The organism is Mycolicibacterium austroafricanum (assembly GCF_000612725.1).
GTDB classification, from domain to species: domain Bacteria; phylum Actinomycetota; class Actinomycetes; order Mycobacteriales; family Mycobacteriaceae; genus Mycobacterium; species Mycobacterium austroafricanum.
On sequence record NZ_HG964450.1, the window covers coordinates 777,461 to 794,308 of the forward strand.

At 69.2% G+C, this 16,848-nt stretch carries 13 protein-coding genes; 6 read left to right on the forward strand and 7 right to left on the reverse strand.

Annotation, left to right across the window (positions count from 1 at the left end; translation table 11 throughout):
* Window positions 1–4: 4 nt before the first annotated feature.
* The 5 genes from BN976_RS03830 to BN976_RS03850 all read right to left on the reverse strand — a co-directional run bounded on the left by BN976_RS03830 (window position 5) and on the right by BN976_RS03850 (window position 8,745).
* On the reverse strand, window positions 5–313 hold the full coding sequence (locus BN976_RS03830; RefSeq protein WP_036368084.1) for a PE family protein: 309 nt from the start codon (window positions 311–313) through the stop codon (window positions 5–7).
* Window positions 313–4,308 carry a type VII secretion protein EccC gene (locus BN976_RS03835; protein ID WP_036368087.1) on the reverse strand — a complete coding sequence of 1,332 codons (3,996 nt, stop codon included), beginning with the start codon at window positions 4,306–4,308 and terminating at the stop codon, window positions 313–315. Before BN976_RS03835 ends, BN976_RS03830 begins: the two co-directional genes overlap by 1 nt.
* Window positions 4,305–5,837, reverse strand: coding sequence for a type VII secretion protein EccB (gene eccB / locus BN976_RS03840; protein WP_011777733.1), 1,533 nt, complete (start codon window positions 5,835–5,837; stop codon window positions 4,305–4,307). Before eccB ends, BN976_RS03835 begins: the two co-directional genes overlap by 4 nt.
* On the reverse strand, window positions 5,834–7,681 hold the full coding sequence (eccA, locus tag BN976_RS03845) for a type VII secretion AAA-ATPase EccA (RefSeq protein WP_084182187.1): 1,848 nt from the start codon (window positions 7,679–7,681) through the stop codon (window positions 5,834–5,836). The genes eccB and eccA overlap by 4 nt, the downstream gene beginning before the upstream one ends.
* 155 nt (window positions 7,682–7,836) lie before the next feature.
* A complete protein-coding gene (locus BN976_RS03850; RefSeq protein WP_036369125.1) occupies window positions 7,837–8,745 on the reverse strand; it encodes an oxygenase MpaB family protein in 909 nt (302 codons plus the stop codon).
* A gap of 84 nt (window positions 8,746–8,829) precedes the next feature.
* On the opposite strand from BN976_RS03850, the gene BN976_RS03855 reads away from it, so the two are divergent.
* Entirely contained in the window at window positions 8,830–9,459 is a 630-nt protein-coding gene (locus BN976_RS03855; protein WP_036368090.1) for a TetR/AcrR family transcriptional regulator, read from the forward strand.
* Here the strand turns inward: BN976_RS03855 and BN976_RS03860 are convergent.
* Window positions 9,456–10,031 (reverse strand): VOC family protein, encoded by a 576-nt coding sequence (locus BN976_RS03860; protein WP_036368091.1) that lies wholly within the window; start codon window positions 10,029–10,031, stop codon window positions 9,456–9,458. The genes BN976_RS03855 and BN976_RS03860 overlap by 4 nt on opposite strands.
* Window positions 10,032–10,186: 155 nt before the next feature.
* On the opposite strand from BN976_RS03860, the gene BN976_RS03865 reads away from it, so the two are divergent.
* Genes BN976_RS03865 through BN976_RS03885 form a run of 5 tightly spaced genes read left to right on the forward strand, consistent with a single transcriptional unit; the run spans window position 10,187 to window position 15,543 of the window.
* Entirely contained in the window at window positions 10,187–10,825 is a 639-nt protein-coding gene (locus tag BN976_RS03865) for a TetR/AcrR family transcriptional regulator (protein WP_036368093.1), read from the forward strand.
* On the forward strand, window positions 10,822–11,958 hold the full coding sequence (locus tag BN976_RS03870; RefSeq protein WP_011777726.1) for an alpha/beta fold hydrolase domain-containing protein: 1,137 nt from the start codon (window positions 10,822–10,824) through the stop codon (window positions 11,956–11,958). Before BN976_RS03865 ends, BN976_RS03870 begins: the two co-directional genes overlap by 4 nt.
* Complete coding sequence (locus BN976_RS03875; protein WP_011777725.1) at window positions 11,955–12,911, forward strand: 2-hydroxyacid dehydrogenase; 957 nt, start codon at window positions 11,955–11,957, stop codon at window positions 12,909–12,911. Before BN976_RS03870 ends, BN976_RS03875 begins: the two co-directional genes overlap by 4 nt.
* 57 nt (window positions 12,912–12,968) lie before the next feature.
* The gene (locus BN976_RS03880; protein ID WP_011777724.1) at window positions 12,969–15,182 is read left to right on the forward strand and encodes an acyl-CoA dehydrogenase family protein; all 2,214 of its coding nucleotides are present in this window, start codon (window positions 12,969–12,971) and stop codon (window positions 15,180–15,182) included.
* Between the two features lie 40 nt (window positions 15,183–15,222).
* Window positions 15,223–15,543, forward strand: coding sequence for a hypothetical protein (locus BN976_RS03885; RefSeq protein ID WP_011777723.1), 321 nt, complete (start codon window positions 15,223–15,225; stop codon window positions 15,541–15,543).
* A gap of 26 nt (window positions 15,544–15,569) precedes the next feature.
* Here the strand turns inward: BN976_RS03885 and BN976_RS03890 are convergent, their stop codons facing one another.
* Window positions 15,570–16,835, reverse strand: a complete 1,266-nt coding sequence (locus BN976_RS03890) for a cytochrome P450 (protein ID WP_036368095.1) — start codon at window positions 16,833–16,835, stop codon at window positions 15,570–15,572.
* Between the last annotated feature and the right edge of the window lie 13 nt (window positions 16,836–16,848).

The following is a 16,848-nucleotide window of genomic DNA, read 5'->3' on the forward strand; positions in this document are numbered from 1 at the left end:
GGTGTCAGCCCCGGGCGATCAGGTAGGACGAGGCCGCCATCGCGTCACCGCCGGCGTAGGACGCTGCCGATTCGCCGACACCGATGCCGGACCGGCCCAGCTCCTCGACACCCTGGGCTGCCACGCTCTGGTGTTCGGCGGCCCTGGCGCTGAAGCCGGTGGCGGCCTGCAGGGACACCGCGTCTGCTGCCGGTGGGAGCACGGCGGTGACCACGGGAGCGGCCGCGGCGTGGGCTGCCGCCATCCGGGCGGTGAGCGCCTCCACCGCCGCGCCGGCCGCGGTCAGGCCTTCGGGGACTACACGCAGGGTCATCAGCTGTATTCCTTTCCGCTGTGGCCGGATCGGGCGGCCGTGCGCTCGGCGAGGGGGTTGACGAGCTGGACGAACGTGGGGCTGCCTGAGGAGTTGCGGTCGTCGAGCAGCATCGCCCGTCCGACGGAGAGGCGGGCGAACCGGTGGCCTCGGATCTTGCCGCCGTCGGCAGGGTTGCCCGACAGCAGGAACGTGGTGGCCTGCAGATCGTTGAGGCGCCGCAGCAGCGGTGCGGTCATCACCGCGTGCGCCGAGCCGGCCGCGCGGGCGGTGACGATCACGCGCAGACCCAGGTCCGAGGCCTGGGCCAGCAACCCGATCAACGCCGTCCAGGGCCGCTGCCCGGCGAACGGTCCGCTGATGGCCGGGCCGTCCGGGATCTGGTCGACGTCGTCGATGATCAGGTAGTGCAGGTGGCTGCCCGACCCGTTCGCACCGGCGCGGAAGTCCCACCGGCTCAGCTCCTGCGGGCTCAGACCCGCAGGCGGACGGCGCTTTTCGAGCAACGCCGACAGCCCGAGCATGGCCGGGGTGATCCGATCGATGTTGGGGGTGTACTCGTTGTCCGGGAAGATCGGTTCGTCGACCAGCTGCAGTCGCCGGTCGATCACCGTGAACGCGACCTGGTCGGGGCGCGAGTTCTCCCGGATCGTCCGGATCAGATGCCGCAGCAAGGTGGTCTTGCCGGTCTTGGCGTCACCGAACACCATCATCAACGGGTTGTCGCCGAAGTCGACGGTGACCGCGGCCAGGTCCTCTTCGCGCTGTCCGACCACCACCCGCTCCGGTGCGGGGTACAGCGTCGGGAATGCACTCGGCGACAGGTCGGTCGGCAGCAGCCGGACCGGCGGCGCGCTCCGGCCGGGATAACGGGCGTTGAGCGCGGGGATGGATTCGGTTGCCGGAGCAGCGAACAGGAAGTGCTCGGCGGCCATGGTGAGGCCGCGGCCGGGTTGATCCGCGGGCACGCTCTCGGCGGGCCGGCGCAACGCCGCGTCCTTCGAGACCACACGGACATTGCTGTCACGGGGGTCGTGCAGCCGCAGCTCCAACCGCAGCCCGAGCCCGTCACGCATCGTCAGAGGCACCTCGAGCCAGTTCGGCGTGGTGACGACGACGTGGATGCCGTAGGAAAGCCCGGTGTTGACGAGCTCGGTGACCCTCGCCAGCAACGGGTTCCGGACGTTGAAGGTGTCGGTGTTGTCCCTGCTGAACGCGTACAGATTGTCGATCAGCAGGAAGACCTCACCGTAACCGTCCCGGTACTGGCCGTCGGCAGCGGCGGCGCCGTGTTGTTGACGGGCCCGCAGCAGCTGCTCGAGCTCGCCGAACGTGCGGCGGATCCGCTCGGGTTCCAGCGGGGAGGCCACGCTGCCGACGTGCGCCAGGTTCTCCAGCGCGCGCAGCTGACCGCCGCCGTAGTCCAGGCAGTAGAAGCTCACGTCGCCGGGAGCGTGCAACGCCGCCGCGGACAGCACGAAAGTCTGCAGCGCGCTGGACTTCCCGGACTTCGGGCCGCCGTGGATCACCATGTTGGCCGCCGCCGACGTTGCGTCGAAGATCAGCGGGTCGCGGCGCATCTCGAACGGCCGGTCGATCTCGCCGAGCGGCCAGCGCCACTGCCGCGCACCGACACCGGCGCGCTCCAGCACGTCGCGCAGCGGGATGGGTTCGTCCAGCGGTGGCAACCACAGCTGGGGCGCCCGGGGTCCGTACTGCGCCAGCTGCTCGCCGATCGTGGTGATGAGCTTGCGCGGCGGCAGCACCTCGACGTCGGCGCCGTCGTCGACGATCACCGTGTCCGGCTCCGGGTCCACCCATCCGGCACTGAACAGCTGCGGCTTCGGGATCGCGTGTACCACGATCGACCTGTCCACCCGGGGCGGCTCGTAGATGCCGTCGACGTAGGTGCTGCGGAACTTGATCGGCAGCGCACCGGGCGCGGGCACCAGGAAGCCCTCGCCCTTGTGTTCGCGGCCGGACTCGATGTGGTACGCGTCCTCGACACCGATGATCTGCCGGGACACGGCCGGGCTGGCCACCTTCAGGCCGATGCGGTACGAGGTGTTCTTGTCGATGTCCTTGATCCGGCCGACGTCCAGGGTCTGCGACGCGAACAGGAGGTGGATGCGGAACGAACGACCCTTGCGCGCAACGTAATCGAACAGGTCGGCGTACTCGGGGTGCTCGGCCAGCATCAGCGTGAACTCGTCGGCCACCACGAACAGGGTGGGCAGCGGCGGAAGGTCGTGGCCCTCTGCGATCGCGTTCTCGTACTCGGTGACCGAGCTGAACGCACTGTTCTGGATACGGCGGCCCGCCTCCAAGAGCAAATGCTCGCGCCGGGCCACCTCGCCGCGCAGCGTGTCGGCGAACCGGTCGGCCAGCGAACGCTTTTCGGCCATGTTGGAGATCACGGCGACGACCTGCGGGAAGTTGCGGAAGATGTCCGCGCCGGCCTCGCCCTTGAAGTCGGCGTAGATCACGATCAGCCGGTCGGCCGGGTGAGTGGTCAACAGCGACAGCAGGATCGCCATCAGCGTCTGCGACTTGCCCGACCCCGTCATGCCGATCATCAGGCCGTGCGGGCCCATCCCGCCCTCGGCCTCGTCCTTGAGGTCGAAGATCAGCGGTTCACCGGTCGCGGTGACCCCGATGGGCACCCGCAGTTCGTCGTCGCGGTTGCGGGGCGCCCACAGCGCGGCGACGTCGAGTGCCGACGCGTCCGGGATGCCCAGCAGCGTGGTGAACGCCGCACCGCCGGCGCTCGCCGACCGGCCGTGATGGGGGTTGGAGTCCCACCGGGCCAACCGCCGCGCGATGTGCCGGGCGTCGTCGGGTGCCATCCGGTCGGCGGCGTCGACGAACGGAACCCAGCTTCCGTTCAGCCACCGCTCGATCCGCCGTGCGGCGACGCGCAGGATCGGCCGCTCCGGATCCGGGTACTGGTCGCGGTCGGGCTCTCTGTCGGTCCGGTGGATCACCGTCACGCCCGCCAGACCACGGCCGATGAACTGGCCGGGGTCCGCGTCAGGATCGTCGAGCACGACGAGCAGGTGTTTGGCGTCGGTGGGACCGTCCCCGGTGAACGGTGCCCGTTCGGCCAGGGCCGGGGCCAACAATGCGTGCAGCGCCGCGGGTTCGGTGGCCAGGTAGCGGGCGGGGCCGACCCCGTCGTTCTGCCCGGGTACGTCGGTGTGCGGCAACCACTTCAGCCACGACCACGCGTCGGATTCCAGACGCGTGCCGGCGAAGGCGACACCGAGCACCGACGGGTCGTGCCACGTCACCGCCTGGGCGATCCATGCCCGCAGCGCGCCGGCGACCTCGGCTCGGTCACCGATCACGGTGATGCGCGCGACCTTGGTCAGGTCGACACCGGCGGGGGCGTCGTGGATGGTGCGCTGGGTGTCGAGCAGGCTGCGCAAGGTGCTGTGCGACACCGGTTCCAGGTCGATCTCGTCGGCCGTGTCCTTGACGCGCAGCGCGGTGGCCAGTGGCTGGTCGTGCAGGCCGGCGCGCAGCACCAGGAAGTCGGGGTCGTGCGGATCGCGTTCCCACTGCCGCCGGGTGCCCGGGATGCTGACCAAGGCGGCCGGTTCGGGGTGCGACCACTGCAGCGCGGCGCGCTGCTGGTCGGCGTACGCGCGCACGTTGTCACGCACGACCGACAGGTAGCGCAGGTAGTCGGCGCGCTCGGCGTCGACCTCCTCGGTGCGCATCTTGTTGTCGGTGCCCCGGTACAGCGCCGTCGCGGCGAGCAGTAGGACGAACGGGAAGAACAGCATGGTCGGTGAGATCATCCGCAGCCCGGTCGCGACGAGCGCGACGATCATCCCGACGATCAGGATCACGATCAGGTACGGCAGCGCCCGGCGCAGCAGCGACGGCGGGATCACCCGCGGCAACTCCGGGGGCGGCTCGATGGTGATGGTGCCCTTCGGGACCACCGGCGCGGGCACCCGCTTGCGGTGCTCGAAGATCAGCCTGCTCATGGTTTCTCCAACGCAGAGGTGGTCTCCAACCGGGCCGGTGCCGGATTGGGGGCCAGTGAGTCGTGGGCCAGCAGCGCGTCCGTACGCGACAGGGTCGGGCCCACGGCGAATTGGGACAGCACCGACGACGGGATGGGCAGCGGTGCGGTGGTCAGCCCGAGCGCGGCCACGGTGTCGACGCCGTCGGAGCCGGTGTCGATGCCGTAACGCACGCCGGTGTCGCTGATCCAGAACAGCGAGCCGGCACTGTCGACGAAGTAGCCGGTGCCGGGCGGAAGCGCGACCCGGTCGGCTGGGCCGCCCGGTGTCCCCGAGCTGACCAGCTCTACGGTGCGCGCGCCATCGGCGACCGGCAGCACCGCGCCGGTCCGCAGCGTCAACGAAGCATCCTGTGCACCTTCTGGTTTGGCCCACTGCGCACAGGTCACCGGATCGGCGGCGACGTCGACGAGCGTGACCCGGTCCGACGGGTAGGCCGCATTGTCGACGCCGGCGGCCTCCGGGATCCTGGCCACCACATCGGCGTCCAGCCGCGGTGGCTGCGCCAGTCCGTAGGAGTTCGAGTTGCGCAGGATCGCGGCCACCACCGGCGAGACCGCCTGCAGCCCGTCGGCGAGGACGACGTAGTGCCGGATCGCGTTGTCGGCGTCGTAGGCGACGACGACGGCGCCGATCGGCAACGGTTCGGGCAGCGGGGCGGCCGACGGCGAACCCGCGCCGGGGATCGCCGGGGTGACCAGCGGCGGCCCCTCGGGTATCGCGTTGAACAGGCCGACGGAGATCGGTTGCGGCGCTGCGCTATCGACGCCGATACCGAGACCTCCGGTGACGGCGCGGTCGGCGAGGTCGATCGGGCTGCGCTTGCCGTCCCACAGCAACCAGGTGCGGCCCCCGTTCTCGGCGAGTACGGCATGGCCGGCGGGCAGCGCGGCGGCCCGCTCACCGCCGTCGGCGGGCCTTCCGGCGATGACGGTGACGCCGGCGGTCGATCCGGTCGCCGCGTCGCACACCGTCCAGTACGCGTCGCGGGTGGTGTTGGCCACCATGCGTTCCGGCGCTCCGGGGATGCCGATCAGATTGCCGCGCGGGAACTGGTCGAGTTCGCTGCTCTTGACCATGGCCGGGTTGTCGGGGCGGCCGGCGATCAGGCGGGCGGAGGTCAGGTTAAGCACCGGGTGCAACTGCTCGCCCAACCGGACGTAGAGCGCCGCGGTGTCCCGGTCGGCGAGGACGGCGTCGGTGCCTGCCGCGCCCGAGGGGCGGATCAGCGAGAACAGGAAGCAGCCGATCAGCCCGGTGACCAGGATCAGTGCGCCGACGAGCACCGAACGCGACTGCGTGCGCAGCGGGTCCACCAGCATCCGGGTGTCGTGCAGGGCGACCCCGGATGCGATGCGGCGCATCACGAATCGCCATCCGGTGACCTGGTGGCGAGTCACGAAGCCGCGCCGGTAGGTGACCCGGTCGGGGTTCCCGTTGGTGGGGGTGCGGGAGGCGAACGAGCGCCGCTCCTCCTCTGGCGCGCTCACGCCTGGTCCGAAAGTTGTTGCGGCATGGACAGTCCGAGGCCGCGTAGCAGCGGGCCGGCCGAGTTGGCGACGTCGGTGGCAGTGATCGTCATCAGCTCGTCGTCGGTGAAGTCGTCCGATTCCGAATGGTCGAGCCGGTATTCACGTTCCTCCTCGGAGCGCTCGACCAGGTTGCGCACGAAGCGGCCGTTGCCCGCGATGTCGAGGCTGCGCCGGTTCACGCCGTTGACGTCAGGTGTGGTGGCCTGCGCCAAATACTCGAACAGACGCTCCATGTCCCTGCGGGCCGCGTCCTCGAAACGCGAGTCGCGCTTCTCGGCCATGCGTGTGGCGATTTCGACGAGCTCCTTGCCTGAGTACGACGGGAAGTCGATGCTTCGGGTGAACCGGGACCGCAGCCCCTCGTTGGTGTCGAGGAACGTGTCGAGGTCCTTGCGGTAACCGGCGACGATGACGACCAGCCGGTCGCGGTCGTTCTCCATCCGGGCCAGCAGCGTGTCGATCGCGACCAGGCCGAAATCGTTCTTGGCGCCGGTGGAGACCAGCGCGTAGGCCTCGTCGAGAAACAGCACACCGTCGAGGGCGCTGTCGATGATCGCGTTCGTCTTGGCCTCGGTCTCACCGATGTGCTGACCGATGAGGTCGGCCCGGTGCACCTCGCGCACGGTCTCCTTCTTCAACAGCCCGAGGCCGCAGTAGATCTTGGCGACCACGCGGGCGATGGTGGTCTTACCGGTGCCGGGCGGTCCCGCGAACACCAGGTGGTTGGTGCGCTGCGCGACGGTCAGACCGCGCTCCTGACGCCGGATCGCCATGGCCACAGAGCTTTTCAGCCGGGCAACCTGATACTTGACCTCGTCGAGGCCGATGAACTCGGCGAGCTCGGCCTCGGCCTCGATGAGCAGGTGGGCCTTGCGGTCCTTGGCCCCCGGGTCGACGAAGTCAGCCTCGCCGGGTTCTGTCCCGGGATCCCACGGGTTGCTCCGTGCCTCGATGCGCGCCGCCGTCGTCGTCGGGATCCCGAAGCTGCTGTCGGACAGCGCTTCTTCGATCTGCACGTTCTCCGGGTTGGCGGCGTAGAGCTCCTGAAGCAGCTCGTGAGCCTCCTCGTCCTCCCCCTGGGCCCGCAGCGACAGCGCCTTGACCAACGCGCCGTCCACGGACGCGACGACCACGGGCCCTTCGGGCCGCTCAAGGTGCGACAGCGCCGGGGCGAACATGCCCAGCCGGGCCAGCGCGGTGCCGAGCGCGACGCGGGCGGCGTGGGCGGGGGTCTCCTCGAGGGACTGATCGGCCACCAGCGGGGTCAGCATCCGCACCACATCGTTCCAGCGCGCCGTCCGGTAGTGCAGCACCGCGCGCACCCACCGCGCCTCCAGCCACTGCGGCCGACGTTCCAACAGACCGGCGATGAGCTCGTCGGCTTCCTCGTAGGCGTCGGTGTCGCACAGGCGGACGGCGTAGGCCAGCGCGAAGTCGTCGCGGGTGGCGGCCCGAAACCGGAGGTACAGGCCGGTGTCGTAGAGGAAACCCAGCGCGCCGGGCGCGAGCTGGATCTCTCGCTGCAACACCCCGAAGGTCGCCGACGTGCGCCACACCGCCTCGACGACATGCGGTGCGTCGTCGCCGGCGGCGGCCAGGCCGACCCACGCGTCGCACTGGTCGTGCGCGATGCGCGTCAGCGCCGCGAAGCCGCTCCTGGCGGCGGCCAGATCGGCGGGCCGCCGGCGGTCGTGCACGACCAATCCGAGCGCGCGGCAGCAGGTCGCGAAGCGGCTGACCACATGCTGGTCCACGCGGACCGTTCCGGCCGCAGCCGCGAGCGTGTCACTTCCAATGTCCATCAACTGTTTTGGCGGTGCTGGACCCGGCGCAGGCCCCCCGCCGCCTCCTTGCGACGACTTATGTATGGCTAAGCTAACTTTGCTGAAGTTAGCATTGCATAAGCTAAGTGTCGAGGGGCACGGGGTGGCCGGCGGAAGTGACTCGGCTCACGGGTTCAGACGAGCGGACGGCCGGTGCGCACACGCCAGTCCAGGTCCTTGAGCAGGACGTTGAACGGGAACTGGCGGACGAATTTGGGAGAGACGCTGTTGACGGCCCGCAGCGCGGCCATCAGCCTGTCGAACCTGCGCTGCTGCCCGGCATCCCACGGCAGCCGCATCTCCTCGCGGAAGCGCTGCGGCAGGAAGCCCGTCGTGATCAGCAGCGCCAGCTTCTCGGTCTGCCGCTGCAACGGTCCGGGCAACGCCAGTCCGCGTAGCCGGGTCGCCGCGATCGGGTAGAGAAACTCTCTGACGGTGTCGTCGATGTGCACGTCGTCCAACGACTCCTGCCAATAGCGGTCGAACGCCGCACGGTCGGCGGGCCACATGTCCTCGGGCACCTGGAGCATCGTCGCCAGCGCCCGGCCCTGCAGATAGAGCCGGTCGGCGGTCTCCTCGTCCATCTCCCCGACGAACAGCCGGTGCACGTCGACCACGCCTTTGTAGAGGCAGGCGCCGACCCAGAGCTGCAGGTCCTTGTCGAAGGCGTGGTACTTGACCGGGCTCTCGTCGGTGGAGAACACCTGCGCATGCGCGCGGTTGACCGCCCGCCGGAACGCCGCCTGCTGCTCGGGGGTGCCGTTGGTGGACACCGCCAGGTAGGTGAAGGTGGTGCGGGCCCGCTTGACCGGGTGGCGGTCGATCCGCCCGCTCTCGACCCGGCTCTCCAGCACGCCGTATCCGACGCCCGGGCGCGCCAGTTGCATGATCACGTTCGCGGGGCCGGCGAGAAGACCCAGGCCGAGCATGCCGTCATCGGACCGGGTCGAGACCCGAGCACGCGGACCCGCGGGCACGGAGGACTCGCTCACGGGACGTTCGACAAGCGGTACGGGCGCACTGACCGATTCGTCCAGCGTCACGGGGAACACTCCTCTCGGGGGCGCCCGCCAAATGTGCGAACGCGTGTTTCCTGATATTGCTCCGCTGGAGCGACAAGTGTCAAGATGGTCGCCATGGGCCAGGTACGTCCGTACCGCGGAGTGGACGCTCGGCAGCGCATCGCCGAACGTCGCCGCCGGCTGCTCGAAGCCGGTCTCGATCTGCTCGGCGGGCAGGCCGCACCGGCCGAACTCACGGTGCGCGCGATCTGTGCGCAATCCGGGCTCGCGGCGCGCTACTTCTACGAGAGTTTCGCCGACAAGGACGTCTTTGTCGGAGCGGTCTTCGACTGGGTGGTCGCCGACATCGCCGCCACCACGCAGGCGGCCGTCGCCGCCGCGCCCGTGCGCGAGCAGAGCCGCCAGGGCATGGCGAACATCGTGAACACCATCTCCGACGACATCCGGGTGGGCCGGTTGCTGTTCAACACGCGGCTGGACAACCCGGTGGTGGTCCGCAAGCGGGCAGAGTCCGGGGCGCTGTTCGCGTTGTTGTCCGGCCAGCATGCGGGGACCGCGCTGCAGGTCGAGCCGAACGAACGGATCCGGGCGGCCGCGCACTTCGCCGTCGGTGGCGTGGCCCAGACGTTGAGCGCCTGGCTCGCGGGCGATCTCGCGTTCACGCCCGAACAACTCGCCGGCCAGCTCGGCGCGCTGCTCGACCAGCTCGCCGACCCGACCCTGTACCGGGATTAACCCGAGACCTGCACCCGCCGGTCGGCTGCCGTCTTCGGCACCGTCGTCGTATCGGTGTCGCCGAATTGTTTGGTCCAGCAGGCGAATTCGAGGGTAATCCCGTCCGGGTCGAGGAAATAGAAGGACCGCACGTACACGCCGGGGTGCACAGTCGCCGAGACCTGCGCCTCGCTCTCGTCATGGTTGAGGACCGGACCGACCCGAACCCCCTTGTCCTTGAGCCGCTGCCGGTACTCGTCGAACTTCTCCGCAGGGACATGGAAGGCGAGGTGGTTCATGGTGCTCACCGCGCTGACGATGTCCCCGATACCGGGGATGGCCTCCGGCGACGAGATGCCCGGCACCCGGTCGGGCGCGTCGGCGAACCAGAAGAACGCGACACAGTCACCGTTGCCCGCGTCGAAGAAGAAGTGCTGCCCCATCCCGCCTGGCAGATCGAGCGACTTGACCAGCGGCATACCGAGCACGTTGGTGTAGAAGTCCACGGTCTTGCCCATGTCCGAACAGACCAGGGCCACATGGTTGATGCCGCCGAGCTCGAACTCGGTATTGGTGTTGTGTGGCTTGATCATGCTTCGGAGCCTTCCTGGAGCGCTGCCGAAATTGCATTCCAGCAGCGAAAGTTCGAGTGCGCGCCTGCTGGAATGCAATTTCGGCGCGCGGGTGTGAAACTGAATCTAACATCAGGTTCAGTTTCAGATCAATGACCGCAAGGAGTGCAGCGCGAGTGAGTATCAGTCCCCGCGAAGAGCTGCCGACGGTGCGCGGCCGCCAGACCCAGGCCGCGATCGACATGGCGGCACGCTCCGTCATCGCGCGCAAAGGGATCCTGGCCACCACCGTCGCCGACATCGCGGGCGAGGCGGGCCGGTCCACGGCGTCGTTCTACAACTACTACGACTCCAAGGAGGCGATGGTCCGCGAATGGGCGGTGCGCTTCCGTGACGAGGCGCGCACCCGTTCGGTGTCGGCGGCGCGACCGGGACTGAGCAACTGGGAGCGCTCGTACCAGGCGGCTGCCGCGCATTGGAACACCTACCGCAACCGGCTCGCCGAGATCATCGCCGTGAGCCAGATGGCGATGATCAGCGACGACTTCGCCGAATACTGGAACGAAATCTGTTCGCTGCCGATCGCATTGATCACCTCCCTGGTGAAACAGGCTCAGCGAGAAGGATTCTGCCCCGAAGACGACGCCCGCCTGGTGGCGGTGGCCCTGGTGTCGATGCTCAACCAGTTCTGCTACACCCAGCTCTCCGGGGTGAACGCCGACGCAAGCGCCGACATCGACGACGAGGCATGCATCAAGACCCTCGCCGACATCTTCTACCGGACCATCTACTACCCGGAGAACGGACAGCCATGACCCGCACCGCAGCCACCCAGATGCCGGGTGTCACCCGGGAATTCCTCGGGCTGGACTCGTCCACCGCACGGCGCGCAGGCTCGGGCGGGCATCCCTGCCAAGGCATCTACCACCGCGGCATGGGCCGCAAGCCCAAGGTGGCGATGATCGCGGCGCACTACCAGATCGACTTCTCCGAGCACTATCTGGCCGACTACATGGCCACCCGCGGCATCGGCTTCCTGGGCTGGAACACCCGCTACCGTGGATTCGAGAGCAGCTTCCTGCTCGACCACGCGCTTGTCGACATCGGTGTCGGTGTGCGCTGGCTGCGTGAGGTGCAGGGCGTCGAAACCGTGATCCTGCTCGGCAATTCGGGCGGCGGCTCGTTGATGGCCGCGTACCAGGCCAATGCCGTCGACAAGCACGTCACCCCGCTGGACGGCATGCGGCCGGCGGCGGGCCTCGACGACCTGCCACCCGCCGACGGGTACGTCGCCAGCGCCGCGCATCCTGGCCGCCCCGACGTGCTCACCGCATGGATGGACGCCTCTGTGATCGACGAGAACGACGCGGTGGCAACCGATCCCGATCTGGATCTGTTCAACGAACGCAACGGCCCCGGCTACGACGCCGAGTTCGTCGCTCGCTACCGGGCGGCCCAGGTCGCGCGCAACGAGGCCATCACCGACTGGGCGGAGGCGGAACTGGCCCGCGTCCGGGCCGCGGGCTTCTCCGACCGGCCGTTCACGGTGATGCGCACCTGGGCCGATCCACGCATGGTGGATCCCGCCCTGGAACCGACCAAGCGCCCGGCCAACATGTGTTACGCGGGCGTACCGGCCAAGGCGAACCGGTCCACGCACGGGATCGCAGCGGCCTGCACCCTGCGCAACTGGCTCGGGATGTGGAGCCTGCGCCACGCGCAGACGCGCGCCGAACCGCATCTGGCGCGCATCACCTGTCCGGCGCTGGTGATCAACGCCGAACAGGACACCGGCGTGTATCCCTCCGACGCGCGGCGCATCCACGACGCCCTCGGCAGCGCCGACAAGACGATGCGCTCGGTGGACACCGACCATTACTTCACCACCCCGGGCGCGCGGTCGGAGAAGGCCGATACCATCGCCAAGTGGATCACGCGCCGCTGGTGAGGGTGCTCGCGCATTTCGTTCCGGGTGGACCCGACAGCAAGGTCATCGAATTCCTTGCGCCGTGCCGTGATTGGCTTGATGTCCGATTCTGCGCCGAAGACGACGACGACACCTTCTACCGGGAACTGGCCGACGCCGAGGTGATCTGGCATGTACTGCGGCCGCTTTCCGGGGAGGATCTGGCCAGGGCGCCGCGGCTGCGGCTGGTCCACAAGCTAGGCGCGGGCGTCAACACCATCGACGTGGACGCCGCGACAGCGCGCGGCGTGGCGGTCGCGAACATGCCCGGCGCGAACGCGGAGTCGGTCGCCGAGGGCACGCTGCTGCTCATGCTGGCCGCGCTGCGCCGGCTCCCCGTACTCGACCGGGCCACCCGCGAAGGCCGCGGCTGGCCGTCGGATCCCACGCTGGGCGAAACGGTTCGCGACATCGGCGGCTGCACGGTCGGGCTGGTCGGCTACGGCAACATCGCCAAGCAGGTGGAGCGCATCCTGGTGGCGATGGGCGCCGACGTGATCCACACCAGCACCAGGGACGACGGCAGCGCGGGTTGGCGCAGCCTGCCCGACCTGCTGTCCGCCTGCGACATCGTCTCGCTGCACCTGCCGCTCACCGACGCCACCGCCGGATTACTGGGCCGCGATGCGCTGGCCCGCATGAAATCCGATGCGGTGCTGGTCAACACTTCTCGCGGGCCGATCGTCGACGAGGAGGCGCTCGCCGACGCGCTGCGCACCGGAAAACTCGCCGCGGCCGGACTCGACGTGTTCGCCGTCGAGCCGGTACCCGCCGACAACCCGTTGCTGCGCCTGCCCAATGTGGTGCTCACCCCACACGTGACCTGGTACACCGCCGACACCATGCGCCGCTATCTCGAGTTCGCCGTCGACAATTGCGAACGATTGCGTGACGGGCGCAACCTCGTCAACGTGGTGAACGATGTCGCCGGGTAACCTCGGTCCCAACCAACCGGTTAGCTAGCCACGACGTAGTGGAGAGGTGTAGCAGCCATGCCCATCGCCATTCTTGAAGAGCACAACGATCTGGCCGATTCGGTTCGCTCGTTCGTCGAGCGCGTCGCTCCGTCGGAGGTTCTGCACGACGCCCTGGAGAACCCGGTCCCCAACCCGCCGCCTTATTGGAAGCCCGCGGCCGAGCAGGGCCTGCAGGGGGTGCACCTCGCCGAGTCGGTCGGCGGGCAGGGTTTCGGCATCCTCGAGTTGGCCGTCGTGGTGGCCGAATTCGGTTACGGCGCGGTGCCGGGACCGTTCGTCCCGTCGGCCATCGCCAGCGCGCTGATCGCCGCGAACGACCCCGATGCCGCGGTACTCGGCGATCTCGCCTCCGGTGAGCTCATCGCGGCCTACGCGATCGACTCCGGACTGACGGCGACCCGGCACGGGGACAAGCTGGTGATCCGCGGTGAGGTCCGGGCCGTGCCCGCCGCCGCGCAGGCGTCACTGCTGGTGCTCCCCGTCGCGATCGAGTCCGGCGAGGAATGGGTGGTGCTCGACGCCGCCTCGCTGGAGATCGAACCGGTGCGCAGCGTCGACCCGTTGCGGCCGGTGGCACATGTGCGCGCCAACGCCGTCGAGGTCGGCGACGACCGGGTGCTGGCCAACCTGAGCCGTGGCCACGCCCGGGCGCTGATGTCGACGCTGTTGTCCGCGGAGGCCATCGGGGTCGCCCGGTGGGCCACCGACACCGCCGCGGCCTACGCCAAGATCCGTGAACAGTTCGGCCGCCCGATCGGCCAGTTCCAGGCCATCAAGCACAAGTGCGCGAACATGATCGCCGAGACCGAGCGGGCCACCGCCGCCGTCTGGGATGCCGCCCGCGCCCTCGACGAGGCCTGCGGAGCCGGCGATGACGCCGGAGTGCGCGAGAACCCGGACAGCTCCTACGAATTCGCCGCCGCCGTGGCCGCGACGCTGGCCCCCGTCGCCGCGCAGCACTGCACCCAGGACTGCATCCAGGTGCACGGCGGTATCGGCTTCACCTGGGAGCACGACACCAACGTCTACTACCGCCGGGCGCTGGTGCTGGCGGCGTCGTTCGGTCGCGCCTCGGACTACCCGCAGCGGGTGGTCGACCTCGCCACCACGACCGGGATGCGGGCCCTGAACATCGACCTGGATCCGGAGACGGAGAAGCTGCGCGCCGAGATCCGCGCGGAAGTGGCTGCGCTGAAGGAGATTCCGCGGGAGCAGCGGGCCGCCGCGATCGCCGAGGCCGGATGGGTCCAGCCGCACCTACCGGTGCCGTGGGGGCGGGCATCCAGCCCGATCGAGCAGATCATCATCGCCCAGGAGTTCTCGTCCGGCCGGGTCAAGCGGCCCCAGATGGGCATCGCGGCCTGGATCATCCCGTCGATCGTCGCGTTCGGCACCGACGAGCAGAAGCAGCGTTTCCTCCCGCCGACGTTCCGCGGCGAGATGATCTGGTGCCAGCTGTTCTCCGAGCCCGGCGCCGGGTCCGACCTGGCCAGCCTGACCACCAAGGCCACCAAGGTCGACGGCGGCTGGCGCATCACCGGCCAGAAGATCTGGACCACCGGAGCGCAGTATTCCGAATGGGGTGCGCTGCTCGCGCGCACCGACCCGAGCGCACCCAAGCATGCCGGCATCACCTACTTCCTGCTCGACATGAAGAGCGCGGGCGTGGAGGTCAAGCCGCTGCGTGAGCTCACCGGCAACGCGATGTTCAACACCGTGTTCATCGACGACGTGTTCGTCCCCGACGAGATGGTGCTCGGCGAGGTGAACCGCGGCTGGGAGGTCAGCCGCAACACGCTGACCAACGAGAGGGTGTCGATCGGCAGCAGTGAGCCGCCGTTCCTGCCCAGCCTGGACAAGTTCGTCGAGTTCCTCGGTGAGGGACAGTTCGACCAGATCGCGCAGAACCATGCCGGTGTGCTGATCGCCGAGGGCCACGCCGCCAAGGTTCTGAACATGCGGTCCACGCTGCTGACGCTGGCCGGTGGGGACCCGATGCCCGCGGCGGCGATCTCGAAGCTGCTGTCCATGAAGACCGGGCAGGGTTACGCCGAGTTCGCGGTGTCCTCGTTCGGCACCGACGCCGTCGTCGGGGAGCCGGACCAGGTCACCGGCCGCTGGGCCGAGTACCTGCTGGCCAGCCGCTCGACCACGATCTACGGCGGCACCTCCGAGGTACAGCTGAACATCATCGCCGAGCGACTGCTCGGGCTGCCGCGCGACCCGTAAACCGGGTTTCCGCGGCGCGAGAGCGGGAACCCCTCCCGTGATGTCCAACGATCGTGATTTCGTCGAGAAACGGTTCAGCCGGCCCGGGGAGTACCGCGCCGCGGTGATCTACACGTTCGTGGTCGTCGTGCTGGCGGCGATCGCGTTCGCGGTCTACGCGTTCGGTGACCGCAGCTCGGTGTTCAGTGCCGCGCTGGTTCCGGTGTTCCTGTTCGCCGGCGGCGTCGGCGCGCTGCTGCGTACTTACCGGCAGTGGAAAGGCGGCGGCGGCTGGACCGCGTGGCAGGGCGCCGGCTGGTTCCTGCTCCTGCTGATGCTGCTGACGCTGGCGGTCCCCGGCGGCGCGGCGTTCTCGAACTAGCCGCCGAACGAGGCACGAGCCGCCCGTCAGTCGCCGATGGCCTCGACGTCGACGAGCACGTGACGCGGCCCGCGGAAGATCTGACTCTGCCGGTACGGCGGAGGGTCGCTGACCAGCCGCGGCCGGTGCACGCGCCGCAGGAAGATCTCCAGCGCGAGGTTCACCTCCAGCCGCGCCAGCGGACCTCCGACACAGGTGTGAATGCCACTGCCCCAACCGAAGTGCTCGTTGTCCGGCCGGAAGATGTCGAACGTGTCGGGGTCGGCGAACCGGCGGGGATCGCGGTTCGCTGCGCCGTACATCAGGTGGACCGCGGCGCCCTCGGGGATCACGGTGCCGCCCACCTCGATGTCGGCGGTGGCGCTCCGACTGGGGAAGAACTGCACGGCCGACTGCAGGCGCTGCACCTCCTCGATCGCACGGGGGATCAGTTCCGGGCGGTCACGCAGCAGTTCGACGGTGCCGGGGTTGCGCAGGAAGGTCAGCACGCAGTTGGAGATGGTGTTGACCGTCGAGTCGTGTCCGGCGATGAGCAGCAGCACCGCGTTGGCGAGCACCTGACCGGGCGGCATCGCGCCGTCGGGACCGGAGGCGTCGTTGACCAGTGCGGACAGCAGGCCGTCGCCGCCGGCACCGCGGTAGCCCTCGATCAGGCCGGCCAGATAGTCGCGCAGCGCCGCCTGGGCGTCGCGTGCCCTCGCGGCTCTGCCCTGGCCCTCGTCGGTGGTGGCGTCGGGACCGAGGTCCACGCCGGCGAGCATGTCGAATATCCAGGCGTGGAACCTCGGCTCGTCCTCCAGTGGCACTCCGAGGATCTTGCAGATCACCATGACGGGCACGGGGTAGGCGTAGTCGTCGACAACGTCGATCCTGGTGCGCCCGTTGGCCTTCGCTGTGTCGAGCAGGTCGTTACACAGCGCGACGACGGCAGGCTCCATGCTCGGGATCAGGTCGGGTGAGTGCGGCGGCGCGAAGTGACGGCTGACCTGGCGGCGCGCCCTGTCGTGGCTGGGCGGGTCGGTGACGATCAGGCTGGGTTCCGATCCGTAGGCGCCGACGTCGTCGGCGGGTTCGGCCGGTGCCCGGTCGGAGCTCAGCGGACTGCGCCGGAAATCGGAGCTCACTCGCGGGTCGTGAGCCAGCGCGAGCAGCTCGTAGTACCCGGTCACGACGTAGAGGTCGTCGGCGACCCGCGCCACGGGCGTCTTGCGCAGCTCGGCGAAGAACGGGTAGGGGTCGGCGCGGTGGGCGAAGGCCATCGCCTGCGCCCAGGCCTGCGATGCGGTCGTCATCGGGTTTCCTCGG

Excerpts from the sequence above, each read along its gene's own strand:
- BN976_RS03860 (WP_036368091.1), bottom strand. The coding sequence starts at position 10,031 with ATGATCAAGCCACACAACACCAATACCGAGTTCGAGCTCGGCGGCATC.
- BN976_RS03880 (WP_011777724.1), top strand. The coding sequence starts at position 12,969 with ATGCCCATCGCCATTCTTGAAGAGCACAACGATCTGGCCGATTCGGTT.
- eccA (WP_084182187.1), bottom strand. The coding sequence starts at position 7,681 with ATGGACATTGGAAGTGACACGCTCGCGGCTGCGGCCGGAACGGTCCGC.
- BN976_RS03830 (WP_036368084.1), bottom strand. The coding sequence starts at position 313 with ATGACCCTGCGTGTAGTCCCCGAAGGCCTGACCGCGGCCGGCGCGGCG.
- BN976_RS03870 (WP_011777726.1), top strand. The coding sequence starts at position 10,822 with ATGACCCGCACCGCAGCCACCCAGATGCCGGGTGTCACCCGGGAATTC.
- BN976_RS03855 (WP_036368090.1), top strand. The coding sequence starts at position 8,830 with ATGGTCGCCATGGGCCAGGTACGTCCGTACCGCGGAGTGGACGCTCGG.
- BN976_RS03890 (WP_036368095.1), bottom strand. The coding sequence starts at position 16,835 with ATGACGACCGCATCGCAGGCCTGGGCGCAGGCGATGGCCTTCGCCCAC.
- BN976_RS03885 (WP_011777723.1), top strand. The coding sequence starts at position 15,223 with ATGTCCAACGATCGTGATTTCGTCGAGAAACGGTTCAGCCGGCCCGGG.
- BN976_RS03835 (WP_036368087.1), bottom strand. The coding sequence starts at position 4,308 with ATGAGCAGGCTGATCTTCGAGCACCGCAAGCGGGTGCCCGCGCCGGTG.